At 47.5% G+C, this 20073-nt stretch carries 23 protein-coding genes; 5 read left to right on the forward strand and 18 right to left on the reverse strand.

What is annotated here, in order from left to right; all coding sequences use genetic code 11:
- On the forward strand, positions 1 to 357 hold a 357-nt coding region (locus tag HMPREF1144_RS01635; RefSeq protein WP_042926792.1), incomplete at its 5' end, for a Tn3 family transposase.
- Here HMPREF1144_RS01635 and HMPREF1144_RS01640 read toward each other — a convergent pair.
- From HMPREF1144_RS01640 to HMPREF1144_RS01650, 3 genes are all read right to left on the reverse strand, one after another.
- Complete coding sequence (locus HMPREF1144_RS01640; protein ID WP_009651679.1) at positions 354 to 980, reverse strand: hypothetical protein; 627 nt, start codon at positions 978 to 980, stop codon at positions 354 to 356. The two genes, HMPREF1144_RS01635 and HMPREF1144_RS01640, sit on opposite strands and share 4 nt — an antisense overlap.
- 575 nt (positions 981 to 1555) lie before the next feature.
- The gene (locus HMPREF1144_RS30835; RefSeq protein ID WP_007372346.1) at positions 1556 to 1777 is read right to left on the reverse strand and encodes a hypothetical protein; all 222 of its coding nucleotides are present in this window, start codon (positions 1775 to 1777) and stop codon (positions 1556 to 1558) included.
- A gap of 260 nt (positions 1778 to 2037) precedes the next feature.
- Positions 2038 to 2256 (reverse strand): hypothetical protein, encoded by a 219-nt coding sequence (locus HMPREF1144_RS01650; protein ID WP_007372345.1) that lies wholly within the window; start codon positions 2254 to 2256, stop codon positions 2038 to 2040.
- Between the two features lie 282 nt (positions 2257 to 2538).
- Between HMPREF1144_RS01650 and HMPREF1144_RS01655 the strand changes: the two genes are divergently transcribed.
- Entirely contained in the window at positions 2539 to 2862 is a 324-nt protein-coding gene (locus tag HMPREF1144_RS01655) for a hypothetical protein (protein ID WP_007372343.1), read from the forward strand.
- Between the two features lie 35 nt (positions 2863 to 2897).
- Here the strand turns inward: HMPREF1144_RS01655 and HMPREF1144_RS01660 are convergent, their stop codons facing one another.
- The 7 genes from HMPREF1144_RS01660 to HMPREF1144_RS01685 form a co-directional block, all read right to left on the reverse strand.
- Positions 2898 to 3821 carry a hypothetical protein gene (locus HMPREF1144_RS01660; protein ID WP_007372342.1) on the reverse strand — a complete coding sequence of 308 codons (924 nt, stop codon included), beginning with the start codon at positions 3819 to 3821 and terminating at the stop codon, positions 2898 to 2900.
- 180 nt (positions 3822 to 4001) lie between these two features.
- Positions 4002 to 4376, reverse strand: a complete 375-nt coding sequence (locus HMPREF1144_RS33430; RefSeq protein WP_223226822.1) for a hypothetical protein — start codon at positions 4374 to 4376, stop codon at positions 4002 to 4004.
- A 171-nt stretch (positions 4377 to 4547) separates the two neighbouring features.
- Entirely contained in the window at positions 4548 to 4946 is a 399-nt protein-coding gene (locus HMPREF1144_RS01665) for a hypothetical protein (protein WP_016241545.1), read from the reverse strand.
- A 21-nt stretch (positions 4947 to 4967) separates the two neighbouring features.
- Positions 4968 to 5285, reverse strand: a complete 318-nt coding sequence (locus HMPREF1144_RS01670) for a hypothetical protein (protein WP_009651680.1) — start codon at positions 5283 to 5285, stop codon at positions 4968 to 4970.
- Positions 5286 to 5372: 87 nt separating this feature from the next.
- Positions 5373 to 5858: a hypothetical protein gene (locus HMPREF1144_RS01675; protein WP_007372340.1), complete on the reverse strand. Its 486-nt coding sequence runs from the start codon at positions 5856 to 5858 to the stop codon at positions 5373 to 5375.
- Between the two features lie 410 nt (positions 5859 to 6268).
- Positions 6269 to 7135, reverse strand: a complete 867-nt coding sequence (locus HMPREF1144_RS01680) for a RepB family plasmid replication initiator protein (protein WP_008786567.1) — start codon at positions 7133 to 7135, stop codon at positions 6269 to 6271.
- Positions 7136 to 7707: 572 nt separating this feature from the next.
- A complete protein-coding gene (locus HMPREF1144_RS01685; RefSeq protein WP_016241546.1) occupies positions 7708 to 7956 on the reverse strand; it encodes a hypothetical protein in 249 nt (82 codons plus the stop codon).
- Between the two features lie 925 nt (positions 7957 to 8881).
- Between HMPREF1144_RS01685 and HMPREF1144_RS01690 the strand changes: the two genes are divergently transcribed.
- Positions 8882 to 10000 (forward strand): RepB family plasmid replication initiator protein, encoded by a 1119-nt coding sequence (locus HMPREF1144_RS01690; RefSeq protein WP_016241547.1) that lies wholly within the window; start codon positions 8882 to 8884, stop codon positions 9998 to 10000.
- A 1528-nt stretch (positions 10001 to 11528) separates the two neighbouring features.
- Here the strand turns inward: HMPREF1144_RS01690 and HMPREF1144_RS01700 are convergent.
- The 5 genes from HMPREF1144_RS01700 to HMPREF1144_RS01720 all read right to left on the reverse strand — a co-directional run bounded on the left by HMPREF1144_RS01700 (position 11529) and on the right by HMPREF1144_RS01720 (position 14519).
- Positions 11529 to 12248 (reverse strand): HNH endonuclease signature motif containing protein, encoded by a 720-nt coding sequence (locus HMPREF1144_RS01700; RefSeq protein WP_007372337.1) that lies wholly within the window; start codon positions 12246 to 12248, stop codon positions 11529 to 11531.
- Between the two features lie 153 nt (positions 12249 to 12401).
- Complete coding sequence (locus HMPREF1144_RS01705) at positions 12402 to 12827, reverse strand: hypothetical protein (RefSeq protein WP_016241550.1); 426 nt, start codon at positions 12825 to 12827, stop codon at positions 12402 to 12404.
- 111 nt (positions 12828 to 12938) lie between these two features.
- Positions 12939 to 13241 carry a hypothetical protein gene (locus HMPREF1144_RS01710; protein ID WP_007372336.1) on the reverse strand — a complete coding sequence of 101 codons (303 nt, stop codon included), beginning with the start codon at positions 13239 to 13241 and terminating at the stop codon, positions 12939 to 12941.
- A gap of 136 nt (positions 13242 to 13377) precedes the next feature.
- A complete protein-coding gene (locus tag HMPREF1144_RS01715) occupies positions 13378 to 13923 on the reverse strand; it encodes a hypothetical protein (RefSeq protein ID WP_007372335.1) in 546 nt (181 codons plus the stop codon).
- A gap of 71 nt (positions 13924 to 13994) precedes the next feature.
- Positions 13995 to 14519: a hypothetical protein gene (locus tag HMPREF1144_RS01720; RefSeq protein WP_016241551.1), complete on the reverse strand. Its 525-nt coding sequence runs from the start codon at positions 14517 to 14519 to the stop codon at positions 13995 to 13997.
- 143 nt (positions 14520 to 14662) lie between these two features.
- Between HMPREF1144_RS01720 and HMPREF1144_RS01725 the strand changes: the two genes are divergently transcribed.
- Together HMPREF1144_RS01725 and HMPREF1144_RS01730 are read left to right on the forward strand one after the other, a co-directional pair.
- A complete protein-coding gene (locus HMPREF1144_RS01725; protein WP_007372333.1) occupies positions 14663 to 14854 on the forward strand; it encodes a hypothetical protein in 192 nt (63 codons plus the stop codon).
- 91 nt (positions 14855 to 14945) lie between these two features.
- Positions 14946 to 15269 carry a hypothetical protein gene (locus HMPREF1144_RS01730; protein ID WP_007372332.1) on the forward strand — a complete coding sequence of 108 codons (324 nt, stop codon included), beginning with the start codon at positions 14946 to 14948 and terminating at the stop codon, positions 15267 to 15269.
- 221 nt (positions 15270 to 15490) lie between these two features.
- Here the strand turns inward: HMPREF1144_RS01730 and HMPREF1144_RS01740 are convergent, their stop codons facing one another.
- The 3 genes from HMPREF1144_RS01740 to HMPREF1144_RS01750 all read right to left on the reverse strand — a co-directional run bounded on the left by HMPREF1144_RS01740 (position 15491) and on the right by HMPREF1144_RS01750 (position 20025).
- Entirely contained in the window at positions 15491 to 18868 is a 3378-nt protein-coding gene (locus tag HMPREF1144_RS01740) for a hypothetical protein (RefSeq protein ID WP_007372331.1), read from the reverse strand.
- Between the two features lie 203 nt (positions 18869 to 19071).
- Positions 19072 to 19317, reverse strand: coding sequence for a hypothetical protein (locus tag HMPREF1144_RS01745; protein ID WP_007372330.1), 246 nt, complete (start codon positions 19315 to 19317; stop codon positions 19072 to 19074).
- Positions 19318 to 19365: 48 nt separating this feature from the next.
- A complete protein-coding gene (locus HMPREF1144_RS01750) occupies positions 19366 to 20025 on the reverse strand; it encodes a hypothetical protein (RefSeq protein WP_008786574.1) in 660 nt (219 codons plus the stop codon).
- Between the last annotated feature and the right edge of the window lie 48 nt (positions 20026 to 20073).

Genomic DNA, 20073 nt, shown 5'->3' on the forward strand with positions numbered 1-20073 from the left:
GAACGGACCCTTTTCATTATTGAGTGGATCCTGGATACGGACATGCAGCGGCGTGCTCAGATCGGTCTTAACAAGGGAGAGGCCCACCATGCGCTCAAAAATGCGCTCCGTATCGGGAGGCAGGGGGAAATTCGCGATCGCACGACAGAGGGGCAGCACTACCGAATCGCTGGGCTCAATTTATTGACTGCGGTGATCATTTACTGGAATACCGTCCATCTTGGTCATGCCGTCACGGAGCGGCGGAACGAAGGGTTGGATGTTCCCCCTGAATTTCTTCCCCACATATCCCCATTGGGCTGGGCGCACATTCTACTGACTGGCGAATATCTTTGGCCCAAGGAACCGAAAGCTTAGGGTGTCATTTCGCCCTCAGCCGGAACCGACCCCATGTAGGCGAGCACTTCCCGCATATCAACACGGGTCTTTTTGCGCTCGGCAATACCTTCATCAATCTGACGTTCAAGATCCGCTCGCTTCTCTTTGTGCAGGCGGCGCGATTCCAGTACGGTTTCGTTATCATTCAGGCGTTCTACTATCTCACCGGTATTTAAATTCTGGTTTGCCAGTTCGCGCACCATGCTCAGCACTAAATCGCCCATTGGATGCCGGGTTGTGATACCCAGGCGCTCAAACGCCCGGTTGGTGATCTCGTTTCTGCGGGTTTGATTGGCCAGTTCCGTGATCTTCTTCAGGCGCTCGATTTCGGCAAGCTGTGCCCGCTTCATCAATTCGCTGCCGGTTAGCATGGCAACAATCTGAACCTGACTCTCACCCTTCAGTAAGTGCTCGGTGATGAATGTAGAAAGAGCTGCCCGCCCACCGTGATTTTTAGGGATACCCAGCGTGGCCAGAATGTCTCTCTTTAGAATATTACGCAGGTTAGCGGCCTTTTTTTCCGCTTCATGTTTGGCCTGCATGTCCCGGCTATGCTGCTTACGTTCGGCCCGGGTTTTCTTCACCTTCACTTTCGTCGTCACTACTCTTTACCTGGCAGGGCATCATCATCATTGATACCGGTCGCGGAGGCCTGCGGTCGTTACCTATCCCCCGCCGCTGGCCGCACATTTGATGGCGAGAGTATACCTGCTCTGTCGGCAGCGCGTCTTTTCTTGTCTTCATATATGCAAAATTAGTCCAACATACAAATGCGATCAGGGTCAACACCCCCGCGTCCACCCTGCAAAGCGCCCTTGACCTTTATACCCACTGAAACCCTCGCGCCCCCGGCCCCTCTTTTTTTTCTCTTTTTTTCTCTCTTTTTCTCATATTTTCTCGCATGGCTCATCCAGCGACCGGAGTCCCTATGTGGGGTTTGCAGGAACCGGACGGAAAGACCGGCACGGCCCGGTTGCCGCAGGCGGGGGAAATGGCCAGACCGGGCACGGCGGTTTCTTTTTAAAATGGTGGGCCTGGGCAGAATGGTTACCCCGGGCACGGGCCCGATCCTGAAAACGACACGGAGGTTTCAGGTACGGCTCCCCTTTCTGCCCCAAGCGAAGCGCAGGGGCAGAAAGGGGAAGTTTATTTGTATGTTGGACTAATAGAGGGTGATTTACGTGAATTCTGCCCGGGTTTTCCCGGCGATTATCCCGGAATCCATCACCGATATTCTTCCCTTTATCCTAATACCGGTGATGGCCACCGGCACAAAATGCAGGGTGTTCCGGCCCGGCGAAGATGCGGCCGCAAACCAGCACGAAAGTGTCGGTCGGAAAAAGGTGAAGCCAATGCTGGTGGCCGCACGGAATTCAGGCGGGCACTCGACGTTACTCACCCACGACTCCGGGTTAACGGTTCGACTCCGGGTAGCCTGGCCCGGGTGAAGCCCGGGGCAGGCTACCCTGTTTTTGTATGTTGGACTATTTTGACGGGTACTGGAGCAAACCACTCTGCCACACGATATGGCATTTAGTTACCGCTCTTGCGGTTCATGGATGAAATAGTCGGTTCTGTCAGGAGGGAGTCAGGGAAATGTGAAGAACCGAAATGGCCACGCTGAAAGATCATGTAGCCAGTTCAGATAAGCAAATTGAGTTAACGCCCTCGCTCATACCGCACCAGCTCTTCAGGTTTAGACAACCACTCTGTAATCTGGTGATCATGCATTGACGTATCGTATTCAAAGTCTGGCGGATAATACATATCGCCAACAAACCACTCTTCCTGCTTTAATTCATCCTCATCTATATCACAACCGCTATCAAGCCAGTCCCATCGGCCTCTTTTGTTAAAAATCACTCTCCCATTCGGCATAAAAGCTCCTTATTCAGTCAGATGGTTACGGTCTCGATATCTCGATGCCAGGTTAACATCGTTCACCAGTTTTACCACGGCTGGACGTTCGGCTTCAGTCCAGGAATCAGGCTGATAGTACACCCGCAGCGATTATCATCAAACTACTTCGCCTCTCAATCCCGCGCTCTCAAATTTCTGTTATGCATCATGCCAGAGTACAATATGAGGACACTATCGCCGGAATATTACCGACCGCCCCGACGATTAACGTTACCGGCCTAAGCTGAGGAAAATGGTTCTATGAAGTCATTTCTGATCAAAATGTCAAACGCGCATAACGAACACATCCGGGAAGTCGCTTCCGTGGATGAAGCTATTCGTATCGCATCCGAAAGAGCAAATGAAGGTTTCTGGCTTCCACCCAGCCGGGTCTGCGAAATGAGCAAGGAACATGAAGGCCGGTATACAGTCGGTGATGATGGCTGGTTCCGCCCCATCGAGCTGGCGGTTCCAGTCGAAATAGAAGAAGTGAAGTCGTCCTACGGGAACGGTGGTTACGACATGATTTCCGTAGGCAAATGGATCCAGACTCAATCAGGCTGGCAACCGTCACCGGCTGTCTGACTCTCCTTTTGTTTCGGTGGGGCTAGAGTGCCCCACTATTCTTCCGCTTTACGCTCGCGTTTTTCTTTGTCGCACTTCACTTTTTCATAAGCCTTGCCAAACCACTTAGGCTCTTTTCCCATCCCCGAATAAGATAGTCCTTCCGGCAGACTCTTCCAGAACACCGTTATCGCCTCGGCAAATTCTCTAAACTGTTCCTCGGAAACTTCAAGTTCTTCGTGGCGAGCTGGTCTCTCTTGCGGATAACCTTCGCATTGCCATACTGAGTAGTACTCCGGGTGAGCATTAACCAGTTTCTGGTGGGCATCACCATCTCCATGTTTATAAACGTTGACAACCTGATGACATGCACTGATTAACGGGAAACATGGCATGTTTCGTACTTCAATACCCAGCCATTCCATCAAATCCATAAGCCTCGGAAAACTGAGGTTCCAGATCAAATCTGATATCACAACCATGTCGAGCCACCGCCAGCTTCTGGCCTCCCGGATAAGCAGATCTCGTAATGCCTTGTCAAACTGGTGGTACATCCCAGCGGTCAGGGAAAGCGTGACCGTGACCTTCATTTCCCGCAACGCAACCCAGTGGCAAGCTTCAATCTGTTCAATATTCTCGTATACGTCACTTTCGTCGTGGTAATCAGGATTGAACCAGTCTCCAGCTGACTCTATAAATGACTCGCCTTTCTTTGTCGCTTCACTCCTGATCTCCACATCACTGAACTGCGACAGCAAACGTTCCTGCGCTTGTTCAGCGTAAAAAAGATGCGGGTTAAGCACCCACGGTCGGTCAATTGCCGCAAAGAAAAAGATGTTCCATCTCGGGTCGATAATTTCTTTTTCAGCATCAACAGCTGGCGCTGATACACTGCGGTTTGATTGTTTTTTTCTACCCATACCACTATCCAAATTAAAAACAGACGAAAAAAAACCGTCCAGCTGGACGGTTAATATCAAAATATCCTTCAGAAGTCTGACACGGGTCAGGCGCTAACCCGGGCAGTCGCTACTCACTAATTAAACCCCGCATAGGGGAAAACAATATTTTGATACTCCGACAACGCACCCCGCGATGGGGGAAGGTATGTCAGGCCAGTCTAACAAACCCAAAGCTCGTTGCAACCGCCAATCAGTGACTTAATCCTGGCAATCCTGATCATCAGTTTCAGTTCCGCAACTTAAGTAATCCATATTTAAAAACATTTTGTTCCCCGAGCCTGCCAATGCAGACAGACCTGAGATTTTACAGATCACGACAATCGACGGTACGCGTTTATAAATCTCGATTTCGCTTTCCCAACTTGACGCAAGATACCTTTCAAGCTGAAGTTCAGGGGTTACATCAACAGGTTGAATTCTGACCACAAAACCGTCTTTTCGCCCCTCATTGCGAAGAGATGTTAGCTGTTTTATCTCTGCATCGTTGAGTGTGGAAAATTTACGGCCATTAAGAATATGAGAGCAAAAATTGAAGCCAGTGATATGAGATGAGCCACCAGTTATCGATTCCAAAATGCTTGCATATTAGCTATCTGGGGGTTAGGCTCGCCTGTTTGCGGAGTGGATTCACATAATTCAAGGAGTCTTTCCAATTCCGATTTGGAATCACCCATACCCAATTCATTGCAAGGAAAAACATTGTGATTATTATTCATGAAAACTCCGTAGCATTAGATTTGAAGGCTAGTTTTCAACACTATGGGATCCCGAAATAAGTTCTCCCCCCCGCTCCCGGTAAGCTTTCGTTAATACCGCATAACTTTCTGAATTAACATGCTCATCAACCCCCGAACAAATCAGCCGGTTCGTCGGTGCTTCAAAAGCGTGGCGTTCGTATTTTTCGACCACGCGACAATCTTCCGACCATCTCTTGCCGAGCAACAAATCATTTGTGGTAATTGATGGAAACATCATCAATGCAAAAATTCCCCCAAGACAGCCTATTGGCACGAGCCACATGCAAACGATCTTGTTTTCGGAGCGTACAAATTTCAACCCGATGGTAGCGCCTATGATAGTCACGACAAATACCACCAGCAGAATTTTTAAGGGTAAAATCAGATCTGCGGCATAAATTAGCATTAATCATATCTCCTTAACTTTTCAATATTTGGTTCCTTCAAAAAGCCATCCATACTTTCCTTCATCTGGATGATCTGTCTTGTAGTTTATCTGGCAAGTGGTGAACTGACGCATCCATTCTCGTGACCTAAAAAATTTCCCACGAGGAAGTTTATCGCCAGGTAAGCATTGTTCAGCCCATTCGACAAAAGCAGGACAAACCCCCTTAAAGTGAGGAATAACAACTTGCGTGGCTTCTTTACGCATTACTGCTGACTGAATGGTTTTGGGATCAATCGTCATGGCTTCACAGGCTAACCCGACTTCACAAACATTTCTATTCTGCTGATGTTCTGTCATAGCGCCTTCCAGTTGAAGTTAAGTAGGGTCAGTTTGGATTTGAAAATTGTTGTACGGTAAGCCTGTTCTTGAACCTGCTTCGTGATCTTATGCCCGTTTGATGGCCACGGACTGACGCAAAAGTGCAAGAACGTCACTGACACTCATATCCCACGCATCCGCCTGCCGTTTCAGAATAAATGCCCCTACTTCCATTCTTTGGGCATGGTTCAACATATGCGTCAGCATATCCCCACCATGAGAAAAGTTTATCCCGCAGCCGGATGCACCATTGTTGATGAGCGTAAAACCTTTGTTTTTATCGGTTCCGTGAAAGTTTGCCCTCATCTCCTTTTCCAGCCCGAACAATACCGCGCAACATTGAGTTAATTCATAGCGATTCAGCTGGATGACGCGCTTAAGCTCCCATTGGGCTTCTTTTGCGCCATCAGCAATCGGAGCCATAGTGATGTTCACCGTGGGAAACGCATCCTTACCAGGCGAAACCACATATTGAAAATCAAGAGCAGTACGTTTTGCGCCCGTTTGCCGGTCTGCATAAAGCTTCAGCTGCTTACCAAATGTCGAAGTCATAACTATCCTCCAGAACTTAATTTACCCTGGTCATTCCAGCCGACAAAAGATTGTCGGGTTGTTTTCTACAGGCCTTCCCTCTCAATCCCACCGGGTATATTTTCCCCTTCCCTCTCGTTCCCACCGGCGATAAAAACTGTGCAGATTAAAAAAGTATCTTTTTGGGATTAGGCGAACAGCAGTAATTATAAAGAGGAGTGTTATTTTCTTTATTTTTCATGGTAATACAAGTTGTATTCAATAGAGGCCTGACGCGCCCCATCAGCTTTTCAGATGTAAATGGGACTATTTATCCTTTAGCGACTACAAAATCACGGGTGGGTTTGAGAGGGAAACGTCAACTTAGTGTTTTTGACCGGTGGGAATGAGACAGCACATTCCCGGAACCGGGCAAAAAGACGTTTCAAACATCAGGAACCTGTTAGTTTGGGATTCCGATCCGTGATCTGAATGGTGGGTACGCTGGTGTCCACCAGGTAGTAAAATTTCAGGTAACCGATGCTGGCAAGCACATCGAGAGCAGTTCGCATTTTCCGGTTCTGTTCGGCAATGCGCCCATTGAGCAGTAAACGCTGTCGAAGTCTGTCAAAGGTGATCGGGGCTGGATGTTGAGGTAGCGCTTCAAAAAATGTATAGAGCGCCTGAGCCGTTTCATTCCTGGTAAGTAGCTCCAGGGGTTTCTTCCGCAACAGAGTAAGATGATCTGAACGGTACAAATCCCAGAGTCGTTCGTCGGCTTCCAGGATGATGTAATCACTTTCACCATCAAATTCCGCCTCTTTCAGCAACCCGGCTACTTTGAACTTGGTGATCCCCGGGTTCTTCTCAAACCGAATGCTTTTTGAGCGAATCTTCGTCAACGAATCGGCTATCTCATTGCGCAGTTTCGTGCTGTAGCGTTTTGATGGGTAGCCGCAGAGTTTGGCAAATTCACTAAAGGGCATTTTAATCCGGTTACCTTTCAGCGCATCAGGCGATACGCTGAAGGAATGGACGATTGCTGTCCAGCACCGGAAGTCCTGGAAATAATTCAGCATCGGGCCGGTGATCTTTATGTCCGTGTACCCTTCCTGTTTTGCAATTTCCAGACTGGATAGCGCTTCCGTCACGTTTAGCGTGACCGTTGCCTCTGTTCGGCAACTGGGAGTAAAAACGCCCAGGCGGAGCAGTGATACAGGTTGTACTGATGAATTTTTTGTCACCGTCAGCTTTCCAGTCGACGGCTGATTGAAGTCGGGAATAGCGTCCTTGAAAAGAAGAACTTCATTCGAGTTCATCGTGTGGATCCCCCAGTTTTATTGTTATTTTCCGGGTATCTTGGAATGCCCAGTCCGGGCGAATGTATCACGGTGATTTTTATTGATCATGAGAAATAGGGGTCATTTAGTCCCCATTTATCGGGTATTGGTTTTTATTTGTACTAAATCAATACGTTATTTCAGAGATGAATCGGATAAATGTCGTTGACATCAAATTTTTGATCTGCTGCCAGTGTGGACAAAAAATGAATACCGATCACCTATTTTTGAGATTTGTTACGTATGATTATGTTTTTATTTGATGTTTTCATTAGCACAGCAGATGTTGATAATTAAGTTCCTTTCCCCTTCCAATCCCACCGTTATTCCCTTTGAACACCACCAGCTACCAGGCTAACCCCACCGACAGCCCTTCAGAGCTCACTTTTTTCCCTCTCAACCCCACCGGGGCAGGTCTTCAGAGCTTACCAGCTGCGGGTTTGCGGGAGCGGGGATCTTTTTGGTTCTATTTGGTCTTAATCTGGATCGATCTGTTGATCTACCCGGTGGATATGTGGATTAGTTGAGTCACGTCCTTGTTACTCGGTTGCTTAAATTTGGCCACTACGAACTGTCTCAATACCACTCTGAACAACATCCCAGTTGATACCGATATCACCATCGTGAGTTCGGTCTATCAACGCTAAGGTCGACTCAGCTTCGCTAGCTGAAACCTGCGGCATGTTTCGGTCTATTGCTAACTCCTGAACATCAGACTTGTACCAGACACGGACTAGCACCTTTTCGTCAGGGTTCATTTTTTGCAGCTTTGCGATAATTTCTTTTGCAGTTGCGTACATGTGAGTGCCTCTTATCGTTTTGTTTACACAATCAGTAAAGCACCGAGTCAGTAGCTGACGAAGGCAAAAAAGATACTTTTCCACAGGACAGTTCCAATAAAGAGATCCCAAAGGTGCAACGGAGTACAAAAGAGATCCCTGTACGCTGCAAGCCGCATGGTTACTGGGCTCAAGGGCATTTTATGACAATGGTAATGACTTTTTTGACATTGGTAATGATTAAAATGACATTGGTAGTGACTATTTCGACGTTAGTAGTGAGTATTTGTGACAATGGTAGTGAGTTTTATTGTGTGATCTGAAGGTATAACTCTTAAAGAGTTTTGAGTATATTTCTATTATAATTCATATAGATACCATCTATCACCTGTATGATGAAACAAAATTATTAAAATCTTATCCACTGTTTTCTATACGCATTTTCCTTTCATGCCCGTACATATTTTCGACAATTTAGCTATTCGATGTTGATTTAACTCGAAGAGAGAATTTATCCCCATTTTCCACAAGGTAGTTCCAATAATTAGTACCTTACGAGTTCCCATAGATCACAAGAGATCCCCGCAGCTCGGAAGCCAGACGGCACAAGGCCTGGAAGCCAATCGGTGACAACGGTAGTGATTATTTTGACATTGGTAGTGAGTTTTTTAACGGTAGTAGTGAGTTTTTTGACAACGGTAGTGATTGCGGCGACAATGGTAGTGATTTTTTAAAGGATCTTTTTCACCGGAATTGATCCTTTGTTGATAAACTACGTATGTATTTGTTTTTATGTGAATTTCAGAGTTTTATATTTAGTCGTGGCGTTTTTTTAGCCTGGACTTATGCACAATCTGAGATCGTCGCAGAGATCCCTTAAGTGACACTGAGGGCTTTGGGCGATAGTATTCAATAATCTGTTGATTAATACAGTCGATAAACCACTATGACCAATGAGAAAGATTCTGAGCAGCAAGGCCAGATGGTTACCAGGGCTTTCTCTGTAACAGAGAGAGAGACAGGTAAAGAAATTATTTTACGTCCTAATAGCAGCAGGACGGTTCAGTCTATCGCGCTCATGCGCCTTGGGTTGTTTGTGCCATCACCAAAAAGCGTTGGCCGTCAGAGTCGTGAATACAAAACTGTTGGCTTTGATGCCACGAAAGAACTACAGACACTTTCTTTGATGGAGAGCGAGGGTTTCACCAATATCTCGATCGTGGGTCAGCGCCTCGATATGTCTGTTGACTTCAAAACGTGGATGGGAATCATCCGAACGCTAGCTAACCATCCGATTGATAACGATAAGATCAGCCTCAAATTTACTGAGTTTCTGAAGCTCTGTAACCCTGAAAATTATCGTTCCTCTACCGCATCCCGTAAGCGTATCGACGCGTCGTTACGCAGGCTGGCATCCGTGATGTTGTCCTTCACCAGCACCCACTCGTCAAAGGTGTATACGACGCACCTGGTGCAGTCTGCCTTGCTTGACCCGGACTCTGATCAGGTAGAGCTACAGATAGACCCTAAGATATTCGAGTTGTATCAGTACGACCACAAGGTTTTGATGCAGCTGAAGGCTATCAAGGAACTGGCGAAAAAAGAGAGCGCACAGGCGCTTTACACGTTCATTGAGTCACTTCCACCAAATCCAATCCCGATCTCCTTAACGAGACTTAAGAACCGATTAAATCTTAAGACCCGTGCCAACAGCCAGAACGCCACAGTACGTAAGGCATTGGAGGAGCTGGCATCCATTGGTTACCTTCAGTACACCGAAGTAAAAAAAGATGGGAAGGTTTATTTCCAGATCCACAAACGCGATCCTGATTTGAATCTGAACAATATCCAACCACCACCTGATGGTGATGGCGAGGGTGATGCTGATGAGGAGAACAATGGCACGTCGGGTAAAAATAATGGTGAGCCACTGGAAGGTGAATTGTGCCCACCAGATGAGCCCATTGATGGGGATGAAACGTTAACCATCCATGACTTAACAGCTGAAGAACTTCACTACATTCGCAGCCTTAGAAGCCAGAAAAAGAACAATCCCGCCAGCTAGCATTCCCTCCGGGCTGTCAGATGACGGCCTGGAACCCTCCCTCCCTGCACATCGTCAGAGAATCCTGTTTAGCTTAATGACAACGGTATTGAGTGACGCGGTCACTACTGTTGTCATTGCGGGGTGACCACTCATGACAATGGTAATGAGACTAGATAGCTCACTACTGTTGTCATCATCGACATCTCTCCAGACCAGCTTCTCAGGGAAGGTCTTACACCGCTCACTACCATTGTCGGAATCGCCGGTACAGACAAATCGCTGATACCCATGACACCATGACATCGGCAATGAGTCTTGGCAGCTCACTGCTGTTGTCATCATCGACAACTCTCCAGAGCAGCTTCTCGGAGAAGACCTCATACCGCTCACTACCATTGTCGGCATCGTCAGTACGGATTTATCGCTGATTCCCATGACACAATGACAACGGTAATGAGTGATTTGACTCACTACCGCTGTCATTTGCTCCCGGCGCATTTGAATGACCACTGTATTGACTAAGAATACTCACTACCGTTGTCATTCATGATTCAGACCAAGTTCTTACTGCTCCACCAGCACAATGACAACGGAAATGAGTTCTGTTGGTCATTACCGTTGTCATATGCATTCCAGGTTAATCAGGCCTTTCAGGTAGCTATGGTAAGGATTCACTCGCCGTACTGTCTGCTCGTACTTGAGGGGCGGGATGAATGACCGTGGTAGTGACCGCGTCACTCCCTGTCGTTGTCGTTGTATGAATACATGGCCTGTCGGTGACAATGGAAATGAGTCCAACCGCTGTCGTAGCTAACCTGATTGGTCAATGACAATGGATGTGATTTTTTCAAGTCTCTACCATTGTCATCGTTTCCAAGTACATTTCAGTGGGGTCGTTCCGGCGATGACGAATCAAGTGAGTGCGGGATCACAACCATTGTCGAGGCACAACTTGCCGGTTGTAGCCATACCGAACGCTGCGACAACGATAGTGATCTCGATCACTCATTACCGTTGTCACCAGGCGGATGGTGAAGCACCAGAATCACTACTGTTGTCATCTAACATTCTGCTACCCATGCAACCAATGACGATGGTAGTGAGCAACGCCGTCTACTTGCTGTATATAGGGATAGTATGATGAGCCATAACAATGGTAATGACTCACTACCATTGTCATAGTTCCTGTACTTGATTGCCGGTAACCAGACAAGGGTTAACCATTAAGTCACTACCGTTGTCATTACAGAAAGGTACTTTCCTTAATTGTCATTACCGTTGTCGACCATGCACCCTCTTACCAGTAGTAACGGTTCGTTAATTATGTGAAGGTGATCATTACCATTGTCACTGGTTACACTCCCGGCAGATTCAAAAATCGAGTGACAATGGATGTGAGTTCGATGCGCAGGACGGCATCTCAGTGCCGATGGCAATAGTTATGAGCTGACCAGACTGGTGACAACGATAATGAGCCAAGCATTGAAGCCCGTTTGCTACGACAACGGTAATGATTAGGCCTCACTACCGTTGTCAGACACGATGCTTACTTCGGCCAGGTAAGTTCATCCCACCGGGATTTTAACCAGGCAGGGTTTACAGGTTTTCTTGTCGGTAATATTGGCCGAGCTTCATACGCGATGAGATCGTCATCCTTAGCCAGGATAGTGGGGTGGAAATGGATTGTCAGGGTGCTGGGATTAATCACACACAGGCCGTTGTCGTATAACCGATGTATGTCTGCCCGAAGCCACAGGCCATTACTCCAGTGGTCAGAGCCCGCTTTATGATGCTCAATCAGATGTGCTGCTTCTCCCCTGCATTTTGTCTTCACACCGGTGACGACACACCGCTCCATGCAGTTGAAGTATACCCTGTCGCTGAATTTCTTCTGATCAGGACGGGACATCGCACCGTACCGGCGATATCCAAAGCGTTTTGGTGAGACTTTCTCATCCAGGTCATCGTCAAATGAATCCTGACTCTCAGGCCGGAAGGTCTTCAGACGAACTTCCCAGCGAATGCCGTCACGTGCAAATTGCTGCCCTACGCGTGGGTCATCATCAGGCCAGATAGCTATTCCCTTAGCTTTAACAGCCAGCCGGAACTGGCGGGCATCAGCAGGGGTTCCCGTGCGGGTTAGTGTCATAAATTCATGGACACTCCGGTACTCCACTGGTTCTCCTGATGAGCCAGCAGGCCTGGCGAGAACCTTGTCTTTAATATCGCGGGCGAGTTTATCGGTTTGATTTTTATCTGAAGCCATGTGAGCTATGCCATACCGGAAGAGGGAGGCATGAATAATGGGCTGTTTTCCGAGGATAAGCCATAGATACTCACTACTGTTGTCATTCTTGTCGATGACAACAGTAGTGAGTCTGGTTGGTATGCATCATGTCGAAATCGGAGCACCGGTGACTTATCGAATAGTCTGAACTGACTTGTAATGCGCTTGTGCAGGGTGGCCATAAGCCGTATTCGAGCGTGGAACTTCGAGGTGACCCGGCATCCATCCGGTCGTTTTTGCAACCCAGAAACAGCGTTCCTCACCGTCATCGGTAGTGACTCTAACACGACAACCTTCAAGCCCAATTAGTTGGGGGGAAAGATTACCGGGGCAGCATTTCCGGGAAGCGTTAGCATATACCTGCCCGCGCCGCATGAGTTCTGCACATTGTTCAAAATGTTCTTCTGTACCCAGTGCAGCTACTGGTGCTTCAACGTCCATCCAGTCAGCTACGGCGGTTGCTTTTGTATGCAGGAGATCAAATCCGTAGCTTGATAGAATAGAGCCACATTTAAGAACATAGAGCTGCTGCTCTTTGTTAATGTTTTCGAGTTTCATAGCCGCTCCTGTTAGATTATCGTTGCCTGTTATTTAAAACATGGCTTTTCAGTAAATAAATAACCACACCTGCATGACGATTGGGACGCGATAATAAATAACGAGTATCTATTAGCTTTGAGTGCCGAAAAAACCACAATCCATAAGTTGCTCACCAACGGTATTGTCGAATAACATATCGTCTACTGAAACTTCATAGCTATTCTCTGATGAAAAATATCCAGCGTTATCATAGTCGACTTCTAAAGCGTCACCATCAATAACCACAACCTCAGTATTAACGAAAAGATCATCAAGGTCTGAAATAACCTCAATATCTTCACTCTGTTCATCGGTAATGACAATGACAACCATATCATCTTCAAACTCGGAAGCTGATACTTCATCATATCTTGCTGCAATTAAATCTGACATATTAGCCTCCAGTTGAATGTGATTGCCTATATGTCTATATTACCACCCACATGCTTGTGACGAAGTGATTTGGCTTATTTTTAATCGTTTAAAACAAAAAAGCCACCCCGGTTATTTCCTTGGTGGCTAATTGATATTATCCCTCGGCTAGTTCCAGCGCTTCCTTCTGGGAAGTGGCTTCACCGAACCAGACCAGATCATAATGCGTGAAGTCAGTAGATAACATGCTCCTGACCCGTTGTTCCTCTGTTGCCACAGTGCGGCTATAGACAGCTACACAGCGCTCTCTCTTCCCGCCCCGCAATGATGAAGGGCTGTTGAAAATCGCAAAACACATCGTTTCCGGCTTAACGTTAACCCCGCCCATTTTTTCAATGACGTAATCATAGGCAATTTTTTCAATGTCATAAAATGAGCCGTCAGATGACACCATTGAATATTTCAGAACAGTACCCCCCAGAGCTCGCTTAATCTGGTGCTCCCTTTGCTGCTCGTTGTTCCAGCGAAAGGTTTGACGGCTGCTGGGGTGTCCTACTTTCTGTTCCGCTTTTGCACGTGGGCTATAGCCGTCAGCAATGAGTGAATCCATAAATTCACGCATTGATAAAATCTTACCGTTATGACGAATTTGTTTGGCTAGGAAGTTTTCAATACGTTTTTCGTTGGCTTTTTGAAGTGTCATTTTTTCTGGCCTATGGTTCGTTGTCGTTATATTCAGTAAACCATAGGTCGTTCATGTGACGAAACGTGTATTTATTCAACCCTATCTTCAATTATTTCGGTCATTAGAAAACGCAAATGATGATTATCGCCATCAGGATTGATTTTGTTTTTGTGATAATCCATTACGCTTACATTTCTTGCTTGTTTGAAGTGGTAATTATCCATCGCGTTTACAGTTTTCTCATAGTAAGCTTCAGCTGAATAATCCAATAAACTTCGATAATAGGCAGCGACAACATCCCATCGACGATTTTCCGATGCTTTACATAACTCTTCGTCGTCACCTATTGCCGCTATGATATAACCATATATATAGCCAAGACATATGTCATGATTAATGGCTTTTCTGAATAATTCGGGAGAATATACCATAAGTATAAAGCCTAAAGACCTATGTATAAATACCCTGCTGTCATGGACTATTTTTCTGTCATGTTCGATAGCTGATGGCGCGTTATCACCCTCAAGAGTAACAGGTTCAGGTATAGAGACTGACGGTTCCGCCCTCTCCTGTTTTGTTGCGCCAGCGAAAAACCTGCTTATACGTTCAAACATAATGTGTCCTCCGCATTTTTGACTCAGTATAGCCAGGAGCACTGGCCCGTGTGCGGGAACGGAAGATGACCGTCGATATCCCGTTGTTACTTAACCAGCCTTACCGTACTATCAGGTGAATTATAGTTCACGTGGATTAACCTATGTACAAACCCACCAGCGATGAATTTAAAGCAGAGATGAAACGCAAAGGCTGGACGCGGCAGGCGCTGGCACAGCGCTGGGGCAAGTCCGAAAGATGGATAAGTAATATTTCAGGTAATGAGGAACGCGAGCAGCATTGGAACGATGCGCTTGCAGGACTACCAGTATTAAAAAAAACCAAGAATAAGTGAAGTATAGTTCCCTTTTTTATTGATTAAATGTGAACTATAGTTCATGCTTTCTCGTGTGTTCGACTTCACTTCCCATCGAGGAGCAGCAGGCATGAACGTAGATCAGCGGCAACGTATTGAGCAGGAAATTGCCCGGGCAGCAGCAACCGGGTTGATTGAAGCAGGATATAGCATCTCGGTATTCGACTCAGAAGAGATTGTGCTGAAGCGCTCTACGAACGTAGAACGTATTGTTGAAGCCATGTTCTCTACTGATGAAGACTACTTCTATGCTTATCGCCCTGAAGAAACTGAACGTGCAGGTTACGTCCATTTTGTTTACGGCAATGAGGGATGGAATGTTATCAGCGATAACAGCCTGTCGCTTGAACCGGCGCTTGAAGCCGCTACTGCTCTGTCTGAGTCTTATGCCTGACCCTCAATGGCCCACTTAGTACTCGCAAGTGGGCTGTTTCTTATTCATACCCCATATGAATAGCAACATTATCACCACCTCGTGCCTATCCCTTTCTCCGTTCTTCGCCCCGGCACCAAGCCGTTCCGTTTTGTAATTGATGCCACAGCTGTAACGCGAAGAAATAAAAAGCCCGCTTGCAACGACTAAAGCGGGCTTTTTTTTATTCATACTGCATATGATTAACGGTCTATCCACCGTTCAATAATCCCATCAGGTACATCGAAATCATTGTCGCGGAAGAAATCCTTTTCGTATTTTCTGGCCTGCGGCATCGTCTTGAGTACGAAGAGGATGGCATCCTCCTTGGAACTGAACGAAGTCCGCGTAATGACGTGATCCGGCGCGTGAATGTGGGAGAGTGCCAGGCTTTCTTCGGTTCCTGGCTTACACAAATCACACCAGTGCTTATGCCAGAATGTCTCACCATTCTTCTTCAGCTTCGCCCCTGGTTCACCGGTTGGCGCTGGGTTAATAACCACCTCAAGAATATCTACCGGCTCATCTGCATCTCGCGCCGCATCGCCGAGCAGTTGATCGATAAGCAACTCCCCGGCTGAACTGACCAGGTTGCTGGCTATCGTGAAGCGACGGTGTAAGCCGCGATCTGCCTCTTGCTGAATCAGCGCTATCTGCGATTTAAACGATACCATATGCGTAAGCACAGCATGGTTAACGCCGAAATCAGGCCCATATGTCTCTATGTTTCGGTCTGCGCTAAAAGGGGCCATGTCCGGGCGCTGTTTTGTGCAAAAGAGACCCAGACTTGTTTTCTTATTGGCAAGATTATCGAGCTTACCCTCTTTGACCTCGTAATTTGAAATCAGACGGTGGGCTACCCGGGCCTTGAGTGCCTTATCATTCAGATTCTGATAGATATACTCGACCGCAGAGCCGCGTGTACCAAGATATAAGTATGACCACTCCTCACGGTCGACAATAAGACCAATCGGGATCATCATTACTGGCTTTTGAACGATCCCGCCAGTCGGTCGGTAGAAGTTCATTTCTTCAAAAGCATTAATCCACAATTCTGCCAGCTCGCTCAGACCTTCCTGGTTGCTGGGATTCAGACGCTTGAGAGTCTCACGGCCCAGTTCAATGTCTGCCAGAGCTTTAAGTTTCCGGTCGTAGCTTTCAAATACAGACTTTAACCCTTTCCACTCATCCACCAGCGGCCATTCTTTGAGGGTGCATTCAGATACGCTCAGTTCGTTAACCAGAGCCCATGAGCGAGATACCTCTTTCACACCGGTACGCGTCAGACTCAATACCACACGTATAGCCCATTTGTGTTTCTCAGCTGCATCGTTTCGTTCTTCAGCTCGTGGGGCTACATACAGGCCCAGTTTGCCGTTTGGCATTACCACAAGCCGTAGAGGAGAGTTTCCAAGTTGCTCACAGTAGCATTCAATTTGCGGGATGCTTGCATGACCTCGCCATGCAATTAAATCCATCATGGCAAGGAGCGCTTTCCATTGCTTCTCATCTTCCAGACCACTTTGGAGGGATGCACCTCGGTTTGCGCAGCGCCACGTCTGAATCGTTTTATCTACAGCCGCAACCCGGTCATTTTCGTCACCGATGTTCCCGGCGTTTAAAGCCGCCAGCATTTTGCTTCGGTATTGTTCTTCATGCGTTTCTTCCAGCTTCAGCAGTGCCGCAAGTTCTTTGAAGAGCCGGATGTAATAAAGATGGTTAGCCCGGATACGCCGGTTGTGAATGTAATATTCGAGATCGGCGGATTTCACCGTGTCCAGGCAAAGATAGCCAAGGCTATCAGAGGTTCTGAATTTTGAGAGGCATACCTTGGCATTGAATTCTCGTTTGTCTGACTTCGCATTACGGCTGTAGGTGTGCTGAACGACTGGCACATCAACGTAGATCTCTTCATTCTTCTGGTATGCCACGCTGGTACTACGGCTTTTAACGAAATCAACCGTGAATGAATGTCCCCGGTAGCCGTTACCTGAATCATCCTTAGCTGCCCCGGGTGCGGTAACCGGATTAACGACCTGTCTCCACTCACAAAAGACGCGTGAACCAGAACGCAGGTGCTGGTTCGCCTGCTTAATGTAGGACTCCAGCGATGGTCTGGTATCGGCCTCCGGGTCACTCAACAGACCGGTTCCATCTGCGTCATGAATAAAGCGGCAATATTTCTCCTGGAAGTCCATCGAGATGAAATTAATGTTACTACTGCGATCATAGAATTCGCCAAACAGGCGCTCACGCTGGTCGAGCCCGCAGCAAAGGATCAGGAAACGTTTATAGTGCAGCGCCATCTTTTCATGCGCCCGCAGCCGGTCAGTGTAAGCTACATCGCGGAAGGTGATGCGAGAACCGTCAAAACCGCGAAAAAGCGCGTCCTGCTCGTCACGTTCAGGGAACAGCGTATGAGCGCCCAGATGAGATTCAACCGGGCTGCATACCTGGTAAATATTTTCGCCGTCTCGTACCAGCAGGAAGACACATCTGTTTTGAAAGTCTTTGGCCGCAGCCTCCCACGGATCCTGATAATTGACGTGCCGTCTGGTGACGGCCATAACCAGTACGCAACGTTGGGTCGGGAAAATCTGCTCGATTAGGCCCGGGTGTTTTTGCAGTGCCTGGTCGAATAAATCTGCTTTGGTGAAATCGAACCAGTCTCCCAGATCCAGATAGACAGCGAGCTCCTCATCCATCAGTAGCTTTTTCTGGACAAATGTCAGAGGAATGTCGCTCGGGGCTGAATTGCCTTTGATTATCGTGTTGACGACAACATCTTTGCCGATGAAAAGATCCAGAGACGCAATCCCTTTCATCAGCGATTCAACGTTCTCCCTGCTCTCTTCGAATGCGGCCAGCTGCGCCGCAGCCATTTCCTGGTAATAGGGTACGACGGCCTGAACGGCCCTGGTAATTTCGTTATTCTTACCTTGTAGCCATTCAGATTGTATGACGGCCAGTTTATGTCCATGCCGAGCCGCTTCCATCATTCCCTTAATGCTTTCCTCATTGACACCGGATGTCAGCGCATTTTCTAACGGGCCGGTGGCGAGGTTTGTGTACTGGTCAATCGTCGCGGGTAGAGTATTGAGTTTGTTCTCGCTTTTTTCTGTCTGCTCTTTTTCAAGGCGTTCCGCAATGATCTCTTTCATGCGTTCAGGGTTTGTCATCGCCTCGGAAAGTTCAACGGTCAGCTTCTGAGCCAACTGCTGGCAGGCCTGCACTTCACTTTCGCGGACTTCTTTCGAGTCAGCAGCAAAGGTGAATTTGTTAACGAAGTCATCAAACAAAAAGCGGTGCTGAGTGAAGCTACGGGTAGTGCCACAAGTGCGGCCAGATTCATCGGTATATTCAAACCGAATGTGTTGGCCATGTTTTGATGGGTGGGTGCGCAGAATGACCGTATGCAGTTTGTTGTCGACCCAACGCAGCGATTCAATCAGCAGTACTTCGGAAGCGGCAATGTTCTCTTCAGCAATGGCTTCATTTGCCCGCCAGTACTGACCGCCTTGAAGAGAATGGAAACGTTCAATTCGCTCTACCGGTTGTTCAATGCGCACGATACCCGTCATTATGATCTCCTTCCCCCGGCTTTAGCCATGTTGCCGCTATTGTACTAGGACATGGTGTTTCTAATGGCTTAAATGGGGGACATATTGTTTGTGATACTTTGATTTTATCGTTGGGGGGGCAGGTGACGAATAGCTCTGGGGGATGAAAGGCAACGAAGAGTTGCCTTTTACGAAAAGGAAGATGCAGTACGAATTGCGGGTGGTCAGGAAAGAGGGTTTACCCAGCCTTTTCCGGTCACGAACTGAATTTTGCCAGCCTTTCTTAGCGCCTGTAACCGCCGGTCAAGAATGCGGAATGGCATCGGCTTATTCCTCTCCTCATCAGCGAGTCGGGAACACTCACCAGCTACGTCTGGAAGCATAATCAGTGAAAATGGAACCGGCTCTTTGCCGAGTATTTTCATGATCGCACTGTCCAGAACGGCGTACTTGTTTTTAGCAACTTGCATGTTCACTGTCCCCTCTCTCTATAGCGTGGTGATCGGTTCGCCTGATACCTACGGAACACATTCCGGTGGGACGGCCTTATTTTTATCCTGCCAACGTAGAGCAGCCTTAATACACTGCTTACACGTTATTTCACATACGTAAGGCCCGTACTCACCATCACTATGGGTGGCTGGGTTAACCCAAAGCTTGCCGTTACTTCCACCTGCGGCGGTGCAAAGAAAATCCCCTTCATTTCTGACCAGGCGCCCATCACGTATGTCCTCAAGTAAAAGCACGTGAATCACAGTTCGCCGGTTTATACCGTTACCGCTACTGTTTTCCGTCAGCCCGGAAATCACCGATTTGAATCCGCTTGTCCATCGTACCGGAAGATACAAACGAGCGTTTCGCTCTTGCGCCTGTTGCATCAGCTTCATATCGAGAGCGGCCTTTTGCTGTCGTTCTTCTTCTTGCCGTGTCAGACGTTGTCTGGCCTGTTCCTCTCGTCGGGCCCGGCTATCAATCTCAGTTTCAGCTTTAATATCGAACCGGTCAGGTGTAAGAAACAAAGTCGCACCTACCGGAGGGAGTGTGCCCTCCACCAGCAGCAGGTTATCCTTTGTTGCTTCCACATAAACTGTTCCAACCTCGGTAACCACACCCGTTTTATCTTTTTCCCCCCGGAACCAGAAGGGCGATGGGTAAGGAGGGTATTTGAGAACGATCATAATTTTTCCTTTCTGAAATACCGCATCGAGTTAATTTACTGGTTGTCA

The organism is Klebsiella sp. OBRC7, from assembly GCF_000293135.1.
In the GTDB taxonomy this organism is placed as follows: domain Bacteria; phylum Pseudomonadota; class Gammaproteobacteria; order Enterobacterales; family Enterobacteriaceae; genus Klebsiella; species Klebsiella michiganensis.

Coding starts and splice junctions, on each gene's coding strand:
- HMPREF1144_RS01680 (WP_008786567.1), bottom strand. CDS start 7,135: ATGAACTCGAATGAAGTTCTTCTTTTCAAGGACGCTATTCCCGACTTC.
- HMPREF1144_RS01710 (WP_007372336.1), bottom strand. CDS start 13,241: ATGTCAGATTTAATTGCAGCAAGATATGATGAAGTATCAGCTTCCGAG.
- HMPREF1144_RS01675 (WP_007372340.1), bottom strand. CDS start 5,858: ATGACTTCGACATTTGGTAAGCAGCTGAAGCTTTATGCAGACCGGCAA.
- HMPREF1144_RS01745 (WP_007372330.1), bottom strand. CDS start 19,317: ATGCAAGTTGCTAAAAACAAGTACGCCGTTCTGGACAGTGCGATCATG.
- HMPREF1144_RS01715 (WP_007372335.1), bottom strand. CDS start 13,923: ATGACACTTCAAAAAGCCAACGAAAAACGTATTGAAAACTTCCTAGCC.
- HMPREF1144_RS01720 (WP_016241551.1), bottom strand. CDS start 14,519: ATGTTTGAACGTATAAGCAGGTTTTTCGCTGGCGCAACAAAACAGGAG.
- HMPREF1144_RS01670 (WP_009651680.1), bottom strand. CDS start 5,285: ATGACAGAACATCAGCAGAATAGAAATGTTTGTGAAGTCGGGTTAGCC.
- HMPREF1144_RS01750 (WP_008786574.1), bottom strand. CDS start 20,025: ATGATCGTTCTCAAATACCCTCCTTACCCATCGCCCTTCTGGTTCCGG.
- HMPREF1144_RS01730 (WP_007372332.1), top strand. CDS start 14,946: ATGAACGTAGATCAGCGGCAACGTATTGAGCAGGAAATTGCCCGGGCA.
- HMPREF1144_RS01665 (WP_016241545.1), bottom strand. CDS start 4,946: ATGCTAATTTATGCCGCAGATCTGATTTTACCCTTAAAAATTCTGCTG.
- HMPREF1144_RS01655 (WP_007372343.1), top strand. CDS start 2,539: ATGAAGTCATTTCTGATCAAAATGTCAAACGCGCATAACGAACACATC.
- HMPREF1144_RS01740 (WP_007372331.1), bottom strand. CDS start 18,868: ATGACGGGTATCGTGCGCATTGAACAACCGGTAGAGCGAATTGAACGT.
- HMPREF1144_RS01650 (WP_007372345.1), bottom strand. CDS start 2,256: ATGCCGAATGGGAGAGTGATTTTTAACAAAAGAGGCCGATGGGACTGG.
- HMPREF1144_RS01700 (WP_007372337.1), bottom strand. CDS start 12,248: ATGGCTTCAGATAAAAATCAAACCGATAAACTCGCCCGCGATATTAAA.
- HMPREF1144_RS01690 (WP_016241547.1), top strand. CDS start 8,882: ATGACCAATGAGAAAGATTCTGAGCAGCAAGGCCAGATGGTTACCAGG.
- HMPREF1144_RS01685 (WP_016241546.1), bottom strand. CDS start 7,956: ATGTACGCAACTGCAAAAGAAATTATCGCAAAGCTGCAAAAAATGAAC.
- HMPREF1144_RS01705 (WP_016241550.1), bottom strand. CDS start 12,827: ATGAAACTCGAAAACATTAACAAAGAGCAGCAGCTCTATGTTCTTAAA.
- HMPREF1144_RS01725 (WP_007372333.1), top strand. CDS start 14,663: ATGTACAAACCCACCAGCGATGAATTTAAAGCAGAGATGAAACGCAAA.